The 16,363-nt window shown below is 40.7% G+C and carries 13 protein-coding genes and 8 tRNA genes; 7 read left to right on the plus strand and 14 right to left on the minus strand.

From position 1 onward, the window contains the following. Positions 1 to 52: 52 nt before the first annotated feature. Both GFH30_RS09765 and gltS read right to left on the minus strand, forming a co-directional pair. Positions 53 to 1,528: an alanine/glycine:cation symporter family protein gene (locus tag GFH30_RS09765; protein ID WP_153372180.1), complete on the minus strand. Its 1,476-nt coding sequence runs from the start codon at positions 1,526 to 1,528 to the stop codon at positions 53 to 55. Between the two features lie 49 nt (positions 1,529 to 1,577). Continuing rightward, a complete protein-coding gene (gene gltS, locus GFH30_RS09770; RefSeq protein WP_153372182.1) occupies positions 1,578 to 2,816 on the minus strand; it encodes a sodium/glutamate symporter in 1,239 nt (412 codons plus the stop codon). Between the two features lie 850 nt (positions 2,817 to 3,666). Between gltS and GFH30_RS09775 the strand changes: the two genes are divergently transcribed. Beyond that, positions 3,667 to 4,371: a nitroreductase gene (locus tag GFH30_RS09775; protein ID WP_153372184.1), complete on the plus strand. Its 705-nt coding sequence runs from the start codon at positions 3,667 to 3,669 to the stop codon at positions 4,369 to 4,371. A 61-nt stretch (positions 4,372 to 4,432) separates the two neighbouring features. On the opposite strand, the gene GFH30_RS09780 is transcribed toward GFH30_RS09775, so the two are convergent. Then, entirely contained in the window at positions 4,433 to 5,626 is a 1,194-nt protein-coding gene (locus tag GFH30_RS09780) for a multidrug effflux MFS transporter (RefSeq protein WP_153372187.1), read from the minus strand. 139 nt (positions 5,627 to 5,765) lie between these two features. Between GFH30_RS09780 and yccS the strand changes: the two genes are divergently transcribed. From yccS to GFH30_RS09800, 4 genes are all read left to right on the plus strand, one after another. Beyond that, positions 5,766 to 7,940 (plus strand): YccS family putative transporter, encoded by a 2,175-nt coding sequence (yccS, locus tag GFH30_RS09785; protein WP_153372189.1) that lies wholly within the window; start codon positions 5,766 to 5,768, stop codon positions 7,938 to 7,940. An 85-nt stretch (positions 7,941 to 8,025) separates the two neighbouring features. Then, positions 8,026 to 8,586 carry a YcxB family protein gene (locus GFH30_RS09790; protein ID WP_153372191.1) on the plus strand — a complete coding sequence of 187 codons (561 nt, stop codon included), beginning with the start codon at positions 8,026 to 8,028 and terminating at the stop codon, positions 8,584 to 8,586. A 159-nt stretch (positions 8,587 to 8,745) separates the two neighbouring features. After that, entirely contained in the window at positions 8,746 to 11,376 is a 2,631-nt protein-coding gene (locus GFH30_RS09795; protein ID WP_153372193.1) for a PepSY domain-containing protein, read from the plus strand. 87 nt (positions 11,377 to 11,463) lie between these two features. Beyond that, entirely contained in the window at positions 11,464 to 12,246 is a 783-nt protein-coding gene (locus GFH30_RS09800) for a YdcF family protein (RefSeq protein ID WP_153372195.1), read from the plus strand. A gap of 13 nt (positions 12,247 to 12,259) precedes the next feature. Here GFH30_RS09800 and GFH30_RS09805 read toward each other — a convergent pair whose 3' ends face one another. The 11 genes from GFH30_RS09805 to GFH30_RS09855 all read right to left on the minus strand — a co-directional run bounded on the left by GFH30_RS09805 (position 12,260) and on the right by GFH30_RS09855 (position 15,097). Next, positions 12,260 to 12,724 carry a DUF2750 domain-containing protein gene (locus GFH30_RS09805; RefSeq protein WP_067730887.1) on the minus strand — a complete coding sequence of 155 codons (465 nt, stop codon included), beginning with the start codon at positions 12,722 to 12,724 and terminating at the stop codon, positions 12,260 to 12,262. A gap of 72 nt (positions 12,725 to 12,796) precedes the next feature. After that, positions 12,797 to 12,872 (minus strand) — tRNA-Val (locus tag GFH30_RS09810). A 98-nt stretch (positions 12,873 to 12,970) separates the two neighbouring features. Beyond that, positions 12,971 to 13,047: transfer RNA gene (locus tag GFH30_RS09815), tRNA-Asp, on the minus strand. A 23-nt stretch (positions 13,048 to 13,070) separates the two neighbouring features. Then, positions 13,071 to 13,146 (minus strand) — tRNA-Val (locus tag GFH30_RS09820). 30 nt (positions 13,147 to 13,176) lie between these two features. Continuing rightward, positions 13,177 to 13,253, minus strand: a tRNA-Asp gene (locus GFH30_RS09825). A gap of 14 nt (positions 13,254 to 13,267) precedes the next feature. Next, positions 13,268 to 13,343: transfer RNA gene (locus tag GFH30_RS09830), tRNA-Val, on the minus strand. A gap of 20 nt (positions 13,344 to 13,363) precedes the next feature. Next, a tRNA-Asp gene (locus tag GFH30_RS09835) sits at positions 13,364 to 13,440 on the minus strand. Between the two features lie 49 nt (positions 13,441 to 13,489). Next, positions 13,490 to 13,566, minus strand: a tRNA-Asp gene (locus tag GFH30_RS09840). 29 nt (positions 13,567 to 13,595) lie between these two features. Then, a tRNA-Val gene (locus GFH30_RS09845) sits at positions 13,596 to 13,671 on the minus strand. Positions 13,672 to 14,190: 519 nt separating this feature from the next. After that, a complete protein-coding gene (gene elsL, locus GFH30_RS09850; RefSeq protein ID WP_153389219.1) occupies positions 14,191 to 14,706 on the minus strand; it encodes a cell wall-recycling L,D-carboxypeptidase ElsL in 516 nt (171 codons plus the stop codon). A gap of 1 nt (position 14,707) precedes the next feature. Next, entirely contained in the window at positions 14,708 to 15,097 is a 390-nt protein-coding gene (locus GFH30_RS09855; RefSeq protein ID WP_153372196.1) for a YbaN family protein, read from the minus strand. 86 nt (positions 15,098 to 15,183) lie between these two features. Here GFH30_RS09855 and GFH30_RS09860 point away from each other — a divergent pair, with 86 nt between their 5' ends. Together GFH30_RS09860 and GFH30_RS09865 are read left to right on the plus strand one after the other, a co-directional pair. After that, positions 15,184 to 16,047: a DUF1853 family protein gene (locus GFH30_RS09860; RefSeq protein ID WP_153372198.1), complete on the plus strand. Its 864-nt coding sequence runs from the start codon at positions 15,184 to 15,186 to the stop codon at positions 16,045 to 16,047. A gap of 126 nt (positions 16,048 to 16,173) precedes the next feature. Next, complete coding sequence (locus GFH30_RS09865) at positions 16,174 to 16,323, plus strand: entericidin A/B family lipoprotein (RefSeq protein ID WP_153372200.1); 150 nt, start codon at positions 16,174 to 16,176, stop codon at positions 16,321 to 16,323. Positions 16,324 to 16,363: the final 40 nt, after the last annotated feature.

Genomic DNA, 16,363 nt, shown 5'->3' on the forward strand with positions numbered 1-16,363 from the left:
TTCTTGCATAAAAAAGCCCCGAAAGTGTCGAGGCTTTTTTATCAGCTTAAAATTACCAAATATCCGATTTCACTTTGTCTTTGAATTTCGGATGATTGTCCAATTTAAACTCAGGCTCTTTAACACCACGTTTTAACTGACCAGTATAATCTTTCAGCAACATCATGATAAATGGCATCAGCAATAAAATTGCAATTAAGTTAATACTTGCCATCACACCCATGAATAAATCCGCCATGCTCCAGATTAATGGCACACTGGCAATAGCGCCAAAGTAAACCATGACCAATACCAAGATACGGAACACCAGCATCATACGTGAGCTACTGTTAATAAATTGGATATTGCCTTCTGCATAAGCATAGTTACCAATGATGGAAGAATAGGCAAATAAGAACAAAATCAAAGCCAAGAAGTCATCTCCCCACGACCCAATTTGGCTCTCTAAAGCCATTTGCGTCAAGGCAACCCCTTCAAAGCCCGCATTTTCATACAAACCTGATGCAAGAATGATAATCGCCGTACATGAACATACCACGAAGGTATCGACAAATACGCCCAGCATTTGCACCAAGCCCTGATTCACAGGATGCTTCACATCCGATGCCGCAGCAGCATTCGGTGCTGAACCCATACCCGCTTCATTAGAGAATAAGCCACGCTTAATGCCCATCATCATTGCCATTGAAATCATGGCACCGAAGAAGCCACCTGCAGCTGCTTCAAATTCAAAAGCTTTGCTAAAGATGAGTTGGAAAATAGATGGCAAGATATCAAAGTTAATCACGGCAATGTAAAGCGCCACCATCAAATACAGAATGGCCATAAATGGCACAAAACTCTCTGCGACTTTGGCAATTCGCTTAATACCGCCAAAAATAATCGCAGCCGTCATGATGACCAACACCAAACCTAACCATGAAATCTCGAAGTCAAAACCACCCAAAGGCAACATGACATTGGCTTGATCCCACCCCCACGCATGTGAGGTTGCACCAATAATGGCATTGGCTTGCACTGCATTAAATACAAAACCATAAGTTAAAATTAAAGCAACGGCAAAAACCACGCCTAACCATTTTTGCTTTAGGCCTTGAGTAATGTAATACGCAGGTCCACCACGGAACTGCTTATTTTCGGTATCACGAATTTTGAATAACTGCGCAAGGGAAGATTCTACAAAAGCTGAACTCATCCCTAAAAATGCTGTTAACCACATCCAGAACACGGCACCGGGCCCACCAATCGCAATCGCGATGGCAACACCGGCCACATTACCCACACCAACACGGCTGGCTAAACCTGTTACAAACGCCTGAAAAGGGGTAATACCATGCACGTCATCACATTTCGTACGACTGCCTTTCATGACTTTTACACTGTGCCAAAACAGACGAATCTGTACGGCACCAGTGGCGATGGTGTAAAACACACCAACCACCACCAAAAAGACAACGAGAAAATCCCAAAGCGGACCATTTAACGCATTCACCCAAGACAACAGGGTTTCATTCCACTGATCACTCATTTGGCGATTCCTTATTCATTTCTAAATTAATGACTTAATCCAATTTAACTTATGCAAAGAATTTCAAAATCATTTGAATCACGGTTGCATTAATTAAATCGACAAAGAATGCGCCACAGAGTGGAACGATTAAAAAGGCTTTATGCGATGGACCATACATGTTGGTAATCGCTTGCATGTTCGCAACAGCGGTTGGCGTTGCACCCATACCAAAACCACAATGACCCGCAGCCAATACCGCAGCGTCGTAGTTTTTACCCATGACACGGAAGGTCACAAATGCAGCATAAAGACCCATCGTGATGGTTTGTGCACCTAAAATCACCATAAGCGGACCTGCAAGATCTGCCAATTGCCATAATTTAAGGGATAACAATGCCATCGCTAAGTAGAGCGATAAAGAAGCATTACCAAACACGTCGATTGCACGGTCAAAGATTTGAACCTTAAAAATCCCCTCAAGGATATTACGGATTAAAACACCACCCGCCAATGCCCATACGAAGGTTGGCAATTCAAACATGGTTCCTTTGCTAAAGCCCGTCATAAACTCAGCAAACGCCAAACAACCAGCAAATAAACCTAAAGTGGTAATCGCATTGTCTGAGGTAATCAAACGGACACGATGTGGATATTCAAATGGCACATATTCAGTCGAATTAATATCAACAGGTGCATTGTGGCGTGTCTCGATTTGAGTACCACTACGAGGCGTCGCCAAACTATGGCGATTAATCAGCAATTTCGCTAAAGGTCCACCAATAATTCCACCGATAATCAAGCCGAAGGTTGCGCTTGCCATACCCAGTGCTAAAGCACCTTGAATACCATGCTGAACTTCGAAAATCTCACCCCATGCACCCGCAGTACCATGACCACCTGTCAAGGTAATTGAACCTGCAATCAAACCAATTAAAGGATCAATACCGAGTAATGTTGCCAGTGTCATACCGACACCATTTTGCACAACGATGAAAACAGAGACCGTTACTAAGAAAATAACGAGACCAATACCACCTTCACGCAACTTGGCAAAGTTTGCACTTAAACCAATGGAGGCAAAGAAAATTAACATGAAACTGGTTTGAAGCTCAGCACTGGTCGTAATGCTGTAACCCCAAAAGTTATGGACAAGTAATGAGAGAATTGCAGCGACAAGTCCGCCTGCAACAGGCTCAGGAATATTGTACCGTTTTAAAAAATCGATTTTATTTACCAAAAATCGTCCAAGCAATAACACAATTACTGCTGCGATCAAGGTATAAAATGCGTTAAAAGTAAAATCCATAAATATTTGCCCAAGATGATTTTGAACTTCTCATTTTTAAAATTGTGTTTACAGCATAAAATTTGAATTGCAGCTCAGCATAAATTTCACCATACAACTCAGTTTTAAAAACCCAAAATTAATCCATTCACCCGATTCAAACGAATGAATACAATTTCAACAATTGCACCCATCTAAGAGAGATTAACAAAAGTACCGTGTTGAACATTATCTGCAATGTCACCCGTCTTATTCTAAATATATATTTAAAAAAGTAAGACCGACATCTTAGATAAACCAACACAAACGATAAGACCGTACTTTCAACCTAAGTGACTTTCACAAGCCATTGGAATAATGATATTTCAAAATATTTTATCCACTCATTTACCTATGCATGCAAGCATATGTAAAAGAATGGAAAGTCGCACATTATGCTGTGTCTTGAGATAAAGTTTTATTGTATTTTATTAACAATAATCATAAAACACATAAAAAATTATTATAAGTCACGTTTTGAGCAACTTCCCTATTCTTCATAATTTATTGTAAATGAATAGAAATGTAGCGTTTTTTTTGAGTTTAGTTAAATAATTATTACAAATCTACGATCTAAAACATCTTGTAATTGAATTTCAGAATAGAAATACATAAACGATTTACCCACCCATCAAGGCACTTACCCCACTAAAGTTCAATCTATTCATCAGACATGCTTCTGATGAAAGCTTGTGCTATAAGAAAGTAAGGTTGGTGAAATCAATTCAGTCTCAACCCTAGCGACATTTGAACTCAAAGCATGACTAATGTGTAGGTAAATTTAGATGCTTAGGATTAAACAATAACAATCAATCTCTATGGACAATACAACATGGATCAGCAACATGTAAATCTCGTCGATCAGGTCATTACATCTCGTCATTCGGTACGGGCTTTTTTAGATACCCCGATAAGCAAAGAAACCTTAACAGACATTCTAAAGGTGGCAAGTCGCGCGCCTTCTGGCACCAATTCACAGCCTTGGAAAGTGTATGTGGTTACAGGCGAAAAACGTGCTGAAATTATTAAACAGGTATGCAAAGCGCAAATGGAGATCTTTAACCAGCCAGAACTTAGCAAAAAATATACAGAAACATTTGCGTACTACCCCGAAAAATGGCTATCGCCCTTCATAGAGCGTCGCCGTGAAAATGGTTGGGGGCTGTATGGGTTGTTAAATATTCAAAAGGGCGACAAACAGAAAATGGCACGCCAACAAATGAGAAATTTTGAATTTTTTGATGCGCCTGTGGGTTTATTTTTTACGGTGCATGAATCGTTAGGCATTGGTTCAAAAATGGATGCATCTATGATGATTCAAAACGTGATGCTTGCCGCGAAAGCACGCGGTATAGACAGCTGTCCGCAAGCCGCATGGAATCAATTCCACAGTATTATTTTAAAAATTTTAGGCGCACCTGAGGATGAAGAGCTGATTTGCGGCATGTCACTCGGTTATGCAGACCCAGCACATATTGTGAATACCTTTATTACTCCACGTGTGCCCGTTGAAGAATTTACGATATTTGTCGACTAAATAGCATTCTTGATCAAATATCTTAACCATCAAGATTGTCCGTCACCTTGATGGTTAATAGCTAAACTTTTTTCAGATTGAAAATCGTGAATGATGCAATGACCACAAACAGGCTCATTACTAATGCCATATTCAACAGCGCATTCCACATCATAAAGTTCAGCAACACACCGCCAAGCAAGCCACACATAAATTGTGCACTGCCCATTACCGCACTTGCTGTACCTGCTCGTGCACCTTGTTCAGCCATAGCCAATGCCATCGCATTAGGTCCTGTAAAACCAATCGCTGCCACCACCATAAACATGGCACATAACACAGGAATGACGGAATCCAATTGTGCGATACCGAGCACAATCAGTGCGATCACGCCCAATATTTGCAAGGACGTGCCTATTTTTAAACGTGAGGTGACATGCACACGGTGCGCAATGTGTTTATTTAAAGTGGAAAACAGCATAATACCGATGGCATTGGCACCAAAAGCAAAACCAAATTGCTGGTGAGTCAAATGATAATGATCCATTAAAATTGCAGAAGAGGCACTGATATAACAAAACAGCACTGCACTTGAAAAACAACCCGCCATCATCGGACGACGGAAGCTGTTATCTTGCACAATTGAGGCATATAAGCTAATCACTTGTTTAAAATTTAACGTGAGACGGCGTTCGGGCTCTAGCGTTTCTTTAAAAAAGAAATGAACGCAAGCCAAACTGATTAAACCGCAAAGCATCAATACAACAAAAATGATATGCCAATTAAAAAAGACGAGAACCCACGCACCTAAACTTGGCGCAACAATCGGTGCAATGGTGGTCACAATCATCATACTGGCGAATGCTTGCGCAGACGCCTGTAAATCTAAACGATCACGAATGGCAGCACGTGCAATAACCACACCCACACAGCCACCTAATGCTTGTAAGATCCGTGCTGCAATCAAACTCCATTCATCTTGCGCTAAAACACAAAGTAAACTCGCAACGATATAAAGACATAAGCCAAAATAAAGCGGTGGTTTACGTCCAATTCGATCACTAATTGGACCATAAATGAGCTGCCCAATGGCAAGCCCTAAAAAGTAAGCCGGAAGACTGTTAGACACCATTTGGGTCGTGACCCCAAAGTCTTTCGCCATATCGGGTAATGCCGATAAATACATATCAATCGACAAGGGTCCTAAAGCGGTTAATAACGCAAGGAGAAGAATCCACGTATTGGAGTATTGTTTTTTTATTGGTTGAACTTTCATGAGAATAATGACGGATTCTACAAAGTGTTTGCAGACAAGTTTACACCAGACATAGTATTATTTACCGATATAACTGTGACTCTCTTCACTTTCTCCCCATTTCTACCTGCTTCACCCTATTTTCTGGCAAGGATTACTCTTGAACTCTTGGCTCGCGCGTCTAAAGCAAAAGACGTATAACACGACCTTTATGTATAACCTGCGTTTAATTATCGCTTTCGCAGGAACGGCTTTTGTTCCCTACTATCTAGACATGCAAATCGCAACGATTCCCCTCTCTCTCGGGGTGGTTGCGGCAGGTTTAAGTGATATTGATGATCGCTTCTCTGTGCGTATCATGAATTCACTCTACACCTATATTGGTTTTTTTATTACAGGTGTGTGTATTTATATACTGTTTCCCCACCCTGTTCTATTCGCCATTGGTCTACTTGTTGCCTGTGTCGGCTTTATTTTACTTGGCTCTCTTGGAAGGCGCTATTCGAGTATCTCGTACGGCTGTCTGGTCGCCTCGGTGTACGCCATGCTGGGTGTCGAACTGTTTGATAACTGGTATACGCAAGCCACTTTGCTGTTTATTGGCGGTGCTTGGTACGGATTATTATCGACCATTAGCTTTTTATTGTTCCCTGCGCGCCAAGCGCAAGACAATCTTGCCGAATGCTATTCATCTTTAGGGGACTTTTTATTCTCCAAATCCGATCTCTTTGATGTCGATATGACCGCAAAAAGTTATCAACAGAGCATGATTGAAGTCTCTTTAAAGAACAGTCAGCTGAATAATATCTTTAATGAGATGAAAACGGTCCTACTCACGCGTCTTAAAGGCGACCGTGGGCAAAAAGATACCCGTCGCAGCTTACAATATTATTTTGTTGCATTGGACATTCATGAACGTGCTGACTCTGCACATACCGATTATCAAAAATTGGTTAAAGTATTTGAACACAGTGATATTTTATTCCGCTTCCAACGCATTTTGTTTTTGCAAGCCAAAGCCTGTAAAGACTTAAGTAACAGTATTTTTAAACGTACGACTTATGAACACAACAAACGTTTTGAACATAGTCTTGCCAATTTAAAACAATCGCTCGATAAACTACGTAGCGAAAAACAATATGCCCCCGATTGGATCAATGCCCTGTTTTCTTTGTACGAAAACCTAAAAGCCATTGACGCACAATTACAAAACGTCGAGACCGAACGGCATATTCTGCTCGACAAAAAGAACCCTGTACTCAATCAACTTAAAGATGATGATCTGAAAGGCTGGGAAGATATTAAGGTTCGTATAAAACAGCATTTAACACCTGAATCGGTACTGTTCCGTCATGCCATTCGTTTATCACTGGTGCTGTTTATGGGTAACTTGGTGGTGCAATTTACCGATGTACAGTATGGCTACTGGATTTTATTAACCTCGTTATTTGTTTGCTTACCCAACTTTAATGCCACCAAACGTCGACTCTATACCCGGATGATGGGGACGCTGGTCGGGATTATTATTGGCGATATTATTCTTTACTTCATTCCGTCTTTAGAAGGTCAGCTTATTTTCCTCATTATCGGCGGGACGTTATTCTTAAGTTTACGTAGTAAACAGTATGCGCATGCCACTGCCTTTATTACCATTTTGGCACTCATTAACTTTAACCTCGATGGTACAGGCTCTATGGCATCTGTACCACGAATGCTCGACACGCTCATTGGTTGTGCGATTGCATGGTTCGGTGTGAGCTTCATTTTCCCCGATTGGAAATTCCGTCGCCTTCCCCGTACCATCAACCGTTCATTGCAAGCCCAGTGTGATTATTTAAGCGAAGTCACCACACAGTATAAATCGGGTTATAACCATGGCCTAAATTATCGTATGGTACGCCGTGCTGCACACAACACTGAAGCTGAAGTGGCATCACTGATTTCAACATTAGCGACTGAGCCTGATTTTGATCCTAAAGAAAAAACCCTCGCCTTTGAGTTCTTGTGTTTAAACCATACCTTTATGAGCTACATTGCTGCTTTGGGCGCGCATCGTGAGCAAATTCAAGATCAAGAGGTTATTCAGTTGATGGAAGATGCGCTCGCGCAGATTCAAGCGACATTATTACGTGACGAAGCGCTTGACTTCAATATTGATGAACGTTTGCAAAATATTCGTCAGCGTTTGGTGCAAAGTATTCCTGAAGATCATAAATCGCTGATTATCTTGCAACAAGTCTCTTTGATTTTCAGTATTTTGAAACAGCTCAATCGTTTAAAACAGACGTTAAGCCATGAAGGCACCGATAAACCTGCACAATCAGTCGCAATATAATTTGGCTGATTTTGAAACAATATACTCACTGAATAGGCACAAATAATGCTAAACTTTTTACAGTTTTAAATCTGTTAATTTCATTATGACCGCCAAAAATGTATACGCTTATAGTTTACAACCTGTGAACTATGAAATTTCTGAACAAGAGCAGCGCAATGCTCAACTCGCGCTGTCTCGTAGCAACTTCAAAATCGGCCAAAAAGCATGGTTGATTATGGGTGCGATTATTGCTCTTGCAATCTTGGGCTTGATCTTCATCAAAAACTACTCAACCATTTTTTGTTGGGTAGCGATTGTTTGTGTCGTGATTTACTTTTTAGTCCGCAAATTCGGGATTGAATGGTATGCCAAACGCAAACTGAATGAAGTTCCTGTGCAAGAAATTAAAGGGCTACGCATGGGTGTACAACCACATGGTATTTCAATGCAGCAACGTGTCGGTGCCAATATGGGTACAATGACTGTGGGCTGGAAAGATATTCATGAATGGTATGACACACCTGAATTTATTCTTGTCAATTTCAAAGTCAAAGGTCAAGATGGTGCTTATATCTTGCCAAAACGTATGGACAGCAATAAATTCCCATTCAGCACGATTCGTAAACATTTAAATGAAGAAGTAGGCGCAGCGAAAAAAATCTAAGCGCTCCACTTTTCAAAAAAACCTCCAGTTTCGACTTGGAGGTTTTTTTTAACTTAAATGCAAATGAGAATGAAAATTATTTGTAAAATTCATTACAGCTCATAAATGTTCCGTTATACTTCGCACATCTCTTGATATTTATTCGTTATATTCACGATTATGTTCAAAAAAACCTTCTTTCAAATCCACTGGTTCCTCGGTATCACTGCAGGTTTAATTCTGTCGCTGATGGGTGTCACTGGTGCCATCTATTCATACGAACAACAAATTCTAAAATGGATGAATCCAGACAGCTATGTCGTTGAGGTGCAAAATCAAAATAAGCTAAGCCCTGCCGAGCTTTATCAGCATTTCACAAAACAAGAACCAGACATCAAAATTAATAGTGTCACAATTGCAGCACTGCCTGAACAAGCCAGCACGGTCAATATTGCCAAAGAAGGTGAACGTCGTGGCTATAACATGCTGGTTAACCCCTACACTGCTGAAGTTTTACCTGAAATTAAAGGTAAAAAATTCTTCAAATTTGTGGAGCAACTGCATCGCAATTTAACAGTTGGTCCTGTCGGCAAGCAGATTACAGGTGCATGTACCTTAATGCTGCTGTTCTTTGTGTTGTCAGGTCTGTACTTACGCTGGCCGAAACGTCACACCATTAAGCAATGGTTTATGCTTAAGCCAAAGCTAAAAGGTCGTAATTTCATTTGGGATCTGCATGCGGTTGTCGGCACTTGGGTAGCCATTTTCTATTTGATTATCGCGACCACAGGTTTAACTTGGTCGTATAGCTGGTGGAAAAATGGTTTATACACTGTACTTGGCGTAGAGCCTCCGAAAGCCCAAATGCAGGGTAATCAAGGCGGCAAAGGTGAAAAATCAGGTCCTGGCGAAAAGTCTGGTCATTCTGAAAAATCGCCTGATAAAGAGCACGCAGGAGCCAAATCTCGTGACGGGCAAAAAGGTCATGGTGAGGAAAAACTACTGCCTGCACAAGAAATTGATTATGCGTTGAATCAGTCATGGACTGCATTTAATCAAAAATTTGCCACCAACTATTCATCAGTAACTTTCAATATTCCCAAAAAACCTGATCATCAAATTGAACTCAGCTTTGTTGATGCCAACATTCAACATGAACGTGCACGTAATAATGCAAAATTTGATTATCAAACCGCTGAATTCAAAGACGTAAAACTCTACGAAGATAAAAAGCTCAATGAAAAAATCATGAGCAGCTTATTGCCCGTGCATCGCGGTAGCTTCTTCGGTCCTGTTTATCAATTCTTTGCCATGCTTGCTGCACTTTCAATGCCGCTGTTCTTTGTGACGGGTTGGTTATTGTATTTAAAACGTCGTAAACAGAAGAAATTAACATCTGCTGCACGTCAAAATAATGTCGCGGTGACCGTCGATCCAAATGCAAAACCATGGCTGATTGCATATGCATCACAAACAGGTGTCTCTGAGCAATTGGCTTGGCGCACAGCAACATCACTTCAACAAGCACGACAACCCGTTACGGTTAAAGCAGTACAACACTTAACTATTGATGATTTAAAGCAATTTGAACAAGTCCTGTTTATTGCAAGTACTTACGGTACAGGTGAAGCACCGGATTTAGCCTCAAGTTTTGCGAAAAAAATATTAACAACTCAAGTAGATTTAAGCCATTTAAACTATGCAGTACTTGCTCTGGGTTCTAAAGAATATCCAGACACGTTCTGTAGCTTCGGTCATCGTATTGATCAGTGGCTAAGTCAAAATTCAGCTCAAGCGATGTTTAATACTATTGAAGTGGACAATGCGAATCCTGAACAGATTCAAGCTTGGAATACTGCTCTAGCACAAGCAACAGAGTTAGAGCTGAACACCATGCACATTGATAAGACTTTTGATACGTGGACATTGAGTAAACGTGAGCTATTGAATCCGAATAGTTTAGGTGCACCAGCATTTAATATTGAGTTTAAAATGCCTGAAGGTGCACATTGGCAAGCTGGTGATATTGCTGAAATTCAACCTGCAAATAGCCGTGAACGAATTCAGGCATTCTTAGCGAAATATGAACTGAATCCAAATACACAGGTTTTAGGTCAAAGCATTGAAAACTATGTATGGAATCGAGATCTTACGGTTGATGTGCCTAAAACTGCAATTTTAGATCAATGGCTTGAACAGTTCCCTGTTCTACCAACACGTGAATATTCGATTGCCAGCGTGCCTGCACAACAAGTTTTGCGTCTAGTGGTACGCCAACAATCGGATGAACATGGTCAATTAGGACTCGGTTCAGGCTGGTTAACTAAACATGCCGAGATCAACGCCGAGGTTGCTTTACGTATTCGCACCAATGAATCGTTCCATTTAATTGCAGATAATCGTCCAATTATTTATATCGGTAATGGTACGGGCATTGCAGGCTTAATGAGTCTATTAAATGCGCGTCATCGTTTAGAATATACTGACAATTGGCTGATCTTTGGTGAACGCCAGCGTGAACATGATTTCTTCTATGAAGAAACATTACAAACGTGGCTGCAAATGGGTACCTTAAAACGTCTTGATCTTGCCTTCTCACGCGATCAGGCTGAAAAAGTCTATGTGCATCATAAATTGCAAGAAAATGCCGAAGAATTAAAAGCTTGGATCAATCAAGGTGCCGTGATCTATGTTTGCGGTAGCATCAATGGTATGGCGAGCGATGTTGACCATGCTCTACGTCAAATTCTTGGCGAAGCACATCTTGATCAACTTCGTTTAGATGGACGTTATCGCCGTGATGTCTATTAATCCATAAAAATCAAAACCTAAAAACCGAGCCATCGTGCTCGGTTTTTTTATTTATAATGATTCTACAAAAAGGTTCAAGGTTAAAAAATGCTTCATCAGCTTAAAAGAATATTCAGTTTAGTGATTGGCTTTGTCTTAGTGACATACAGCCTATGGCTGATGAGTCTTGAAAAGATGCATTTCGGTATTTTCGTGACGTTATTTTTCGGTATTTTCCTGAGCCTTTATTTTCTCTTTTTCAAGAGAATTCAGCTTTGGCACAATTCTTCTATTTTAAGAAAAAGAATATGGCAAAGCCTTTGGGCAGGTATATGGCTATGGCTGTTTACTGTGGCTGTATTTTTTAGCTACATTCAATTCAATGCCAAATTTCAAACTGATCAACAACCACCGCAAGCAATTATTGTCTTAGGTGGTGGTGTTGAACGTGCTGAGCCCACCCCAAGTCTAAGAAAACGTTTAGATGCTGCTGCATATTATGCAAAAACTTATCCATCAGCCCTTATGATTGTATCGGGTGGCTTAGTTTCAGGAGAAAGTTATAATGAAGCATCTGTCATGCATCGATATTTATTACAGCAACATCCAAATTTAAAAAATAAAATTGTGCAGGAAGATCGCAGTACCAGTACTGCATTAAATTTAAGTTATTCAAAAGACATCTTGAATGCAAATAGTATTTCGCTCACGCAACCTATTGCCATTGTAACCAGCGATTTCCACTTATTACGTGCTCAAGCTATTGCGAAACATCAAGGCTATCAACAGATCATCGCTGTCAGTGCAGATACCCCACTATATATTCGCTATCATTCATGGTTACGTGAATATTTTGCTTATATCAGTGGTTGGCTATTGAATGAATATTAATCGTTAAAGTACATTAAGAATTCAGGCGAATCTGGCGTGGTAGTGGTATGGCAGCATTTTTAAACAGTTCAGGTTTTTGAACATAAATCTGATAAAGATAATTTTTGATATCTAAGAGAAATTTTTCTGGTGCAACCAAGATATTCTGCCCTTCAGGCGTCAAGTCTAAAGACAATGTGGTGTTCTCTTGACGTAAAAAAGGAATCACTTTTTCTACAAAATCTTTTAAGGTGATTTCCTGAACTTCGTATTTTTCCCAATTATCTTTTATCAGTAACTTTGCAAGCCCCTTACTTTGCCACGTTGCAAATGCTTTTTGGCCAGTAGGTGTTGCACAAAGTGCCCATCCATCCTGATATAAGGCATAAATACTGGCTTGAGCCACGATAGTTTCAATAAACGATTTGTAGACTTGTAGAGGATCGTAAGCGGAATTTTGAGTTTTAGACGCAGCCTTGCGTTGATATGGATTTCTCATAGCCATGAAATCTTAAAATTATTATAGATTTGGATTTTATGGAAAATTGAGAGTTTAAGCAAGAAGAGAATATGGTGGGCGCTGACGGGATCGAACCGCCGACATTCTGCTTGTAAGGCAGACGCTCTACCAACTGAGCTAAGCGCCCTGAGGAATAAAAACAACAGTGTTGCTTTTATGACGCAAGACAAACGAAGTGTGTCGTCTTGGTGTTTTGATCACATCTTTCATCTCAGGAATGAAAAATGGCGCAGCGGACGGGACTCGAACCCGCGACCCCCGGCGTGACAGGCCGGTATTCTAACCAACTGAACTACCGCTGCATCGCATATATCTTTCAAAGATATGGTGGGCGCTGACGGGATCGAACCGCCGACATTCTGCTTGTAAGGCAGACGCTCTACCAACTGAGCTAAGCGCCCTTAAAGGGTCAAACTGTTTGATTCTTAAGATGGCGCAGCGGACGGGACTCGAACCCGCGACCCTCGGCGTGACAGGCCGATATTCTAACCAACTGAACTACCGCTGCATCACAAAAAAATCTGGTGGGCGCTGACGGGATCGAACCGCCGACATTCTGCTTGTAAGGCAGACGCTCTACCAACTGAGCTAAGCGCCCTCAAAAGGTCTATCGTAAAATGGCGCAGCGGACGGGACTCGAACCCGCGACCCTCGGCGTGACAGGCCGATATTCTAACCAACTGAACTACCGCTGCAATTTCACAATGTCGCTATTGTGGCAAACGAATGATCAAGATTTTAAAATGGCGCAGCGGACGGGACTCGAACCCGCGACCCTCGGCGTGACAGGCCGATATTCTAACCAACTGAACTACCGCTGCACTATAAAATCTCAAAAATGAAAGAAACTTGGTGGGCGCTGACGGGATCGAACCGCCGACATTCTGCTTGTAAGGCAGACGCTCTACCAACTGAGCTAAGCGCCCTTTCAAATCGACTTCATCGCTTGATGAGGTGCATTATAGAGAATCTTCACGGTGTGTCAAACGCTTTTCTGACTGTTTTCCACTTTTTAGTTACGAGTGATTAAAAAATAGGTTAATTGTTAAAAAAAACAACACTTTTTGTATATTTTTTAAGTTTATAGCGAAAAAATTTTATTGCTTAGCTAAAACTGACTTAGTTTTTTTAAGAATCTTTTTCTGTAAAAAGGCTTTCCCCACCTTTATTGCACATTAATTAAACCAAGATCACTGACTCAACCGCTATAGGAGTCGGCTCTTATTATTTTAACGATCGTTTAAGACCAAAAAATAATCAAAAGTGCTTTTATTGGATTTCAATACAGATGAGAGCATTAAAAACTTTCATCCCATTTTTTAATCAAGGATTCAAAATACGAGAATATTCACTTTTTTATTGAAGTCTTCTTTTATAACGGCTGCTTTGTTCTTTTTATGGCGCAGTACACATCCACTTCGATCCATCTAAAAAAAAGCACAACCTTAAATGCTATGCTCTGAAATATAAACCAAGGCGTGTTCATCGACGAGATCAAACAGTTCAATTACATCTTTATTGCGCATCCGGATACAGCCATGCGATAAAGGCTGCCCCATCGGCTCACAATCGGGTGTCCCATGAATATAGATATAACGCTGATAACTATCACAGCCCTTGCCTTGATTGAACCCAGGCTCTAAACCGCCTAATCGCAAAATACGACTCAGAATCCAATCCCGTTCAGGATATTGTTGTGCTAATTCAGCGCTATAAATTTCACCAGTCGTTTGTCTTGCAATAAATACACTATTCATCGGTTGATCATGACCAAACTTTTCTGCAATGCAGTGGAAACCTCGTGGCGTCTTGCCACTATTTTCCGCTTCGCCAATGCCATTTAAACCCGTGGACACGCTATAGCTTTTGTTGAGTTTTGGCAGATAAAGTTTTTGGGCTGCTAAATCAATCAAAATATCAACCTGATCAATCCTAAGCTTTTCTATCGAATTAACAGACATATCATTCATCATTTTGTGTTTTTAAGATCTGCGTTTGAGGTTCAGGACGGCGCCATAACCAAATCGCCACAATCAACATAGTTAAATCGGTAAATATTTTCACGGCAATTGGGGCATTGGTAAACAGCATAATGATACCGCTCAACAACATCATACTACTGGCAAACCATTTTGCCTTGCGAGGAACTGTGCCATTTTCACGCCATGCGCGTAAGGTTGCGCCATATTTAGGATGATTGAGCAACCACGCATCCATTTGTGGCCAACCTTTTGATGCTGCCCATGCCGCAAGAATCAAAAAGACCGTCGTTGGCATACCCGGAAGCAATGCACCGATAAAACCAAGCAATACAAATAGTATTACCAAGCCTCGCCAAAACAACGTTTTCATAAAACAACCTTAAGCACACAATTGCGGTAGTATAAAGTGTTTTGGTTGTATTCGTTGTATTTAAAACATTTCAAATAGGATGTTGTATGCCCTCTCCCCAGTTGAAGACCGAGCTCAATGAAGCATGGCTATCTTATCAACATCCTTTAGTGCGCCAATTGGCGTTTGCCATTGGCAGTCCCAATATTCTCTGTCAAATCCCACAAGAACTTGAGATCCATCATGATTTTGAGTTGCATTCTGATATTGTGTGGCAAGCTCATTTAGACGCTTATCATCCGCGTTTAATACAACTAGATCGCGATCCGACGGCACTCATTGATTTTGTGAGCACCTTAAAAAGTACCCGTTTGGGCTTACGCTTTGAAATGTTCGTTTGGTTTTGGCTTTTGGATGATGCCTATCATCACTACACCTTACTCGGTCATAGTATTCAAAAAATTGCTGGACCAAGAACGCTCGGTGAATTGGATTTTGTTATTTTAAACAATCAAACCCAACAGATTGAGCATTGGGAAGTGGCTTTAAAATATTATTTAGCAGAAGCTGATTTAAGTTTGCCACATTGGTATGGACTCAATCGTAGTGACACGCTACAACGAAAACTAAAGCATTTCACCCAAAAGCAGTTCCAATTTGAAGATGCTCTCGGGTATCAGATTGAAAGACGCTTTTGCATGCTGAAAGGACAACTATACATCCCACCTCATATCAACCCTAACGAATTGCCTGATTGGGTCAATACTCAACGGCGCATTGGCTTATGGGATCATCACATTCCCCATCAAGCAGAGGCTTATTATCGCCTGCAACGCCATGAATGGATTTATCCAGAAGTAGATCCAACCAGTGATCCTGCCCTCTGGTGGACAGATGGTTTATATAAGAAACAATGCAGTCAGGATTTTTATATGTATCGGCAGATGAAATTTACACCCTTGATTCCATAAATTAATCTACTTCTATTACATTTATTTACCGAAGCACTATGAAAACCACATACTGTTTGTAGCGTATATTTTTTACTCTAACTCCACATCATAATAATTTTATTATTGATAATTACGGAGATGATGATGAAAAAAATTCTAGCTACTTCTTTGGTCATGGCTTTTGTATTAACTGGATGTAACACCTTTAAAGGCGTAGGTAAAGATGTGTCTAAAGCAGGTCAAGCGGTAACTGGCACTGCTGAAAAAACTTCTGAAGAAATTCGCCGCAATTAATTTAATTGCTTTTCATAAAGGAGCCCTATTTAAATAGGGT

Origin of the sequence: Acinetobacter wanghuae, assembly GCF_009557235.1 — a bacterium.
Taxonomy (GTDB): Bacteria; Pseudomonadota; Gammaproteobacteria; order Pseudomonadales; family Moraxellaceae; genus Acinetobacter; species Acinetobacter wanghuae.

Coding starts and splice junctions, on each gene's coding strand:
- elsL (WP_153389219.1), bottom strand. CDS start 14,706: ATGTCTGTTAATTCGATAGAAAAGCTTAGGATTGATCAGGTTGATATT.
- GFH30_RS09800 (WP_153372195.1), top strand. CDS start 11,464: ATGCTTCATCAGCTTAAAAGAATATTCAGTTTAGTGATTGGCTTTGTC.
- GFH30_RS09860 (WP_153372198.1), top strand. CDS start 15,184: ATGCCCTCTCCCCAGTTGAAGACCGAGCTCAATGAAGCATGGCTATCT.
- gltS (WP_153372182.1), bottom strand. CDS start 2,816: ATGGATTTTACTTTTAACGCATTTTATACCTTGATCGCAGCAGTAATT.
- GFH30_RS09765 (WP_153372180.1), bottom strand. CDS start 1,528: ATGAGTGATCAGTGGAATGAAACCCTGTTGTCTTGGGTGAATGCGTTA.
- GFH30_RS09805 (WP_067730887.1), bottom strand. CDS start 12,724: ATGAGAAATCCATATCAACGCAAGGCTGCGTCTAAAACTCAAAATTCC.
- GFH30_RS09795 (WP_153372193.1), top strand. CDS start 8,746: ATGTTCAAAAAAACCTTCTTTCAAATCCACTGGTTCCTCGGTATCACT.
- GFH30_RS09865 (WP_153372200.1), top strand. CDS start 16,174: ATGAAAAAAATTCTAGCTACTTCTTTGGTCATGGCTTTTGTATTAACT.
- GFH30_RS09775 (WP_153372184.1), top strand. CDS start 3,667: ATGGATCAGCAACATGTAAATCTCGTCGATCAGGTCATTACATCTCGT.
- GFH30_RS09790 (WP_153372191.1), top strand. CDS start 8,026: ATGACCGCCAAAAATGTATACGCTTATAGTTTACAACCTGTGAACTAT.
- GFH30_RS09855 (WP_153372196.1), bottom strand. CDS start 15,097: ATGAAAACGTTGTTTTGGCGAGGCTTGGTAATACTATTTGTATTGCTT.
- GFH30_RS09780 (WP_153372187.1), bottom strand. CDS start 5,626: ATGAAAGTTCAACCAATAAAAAAACAATACTCCAATACGTGGATTCTT.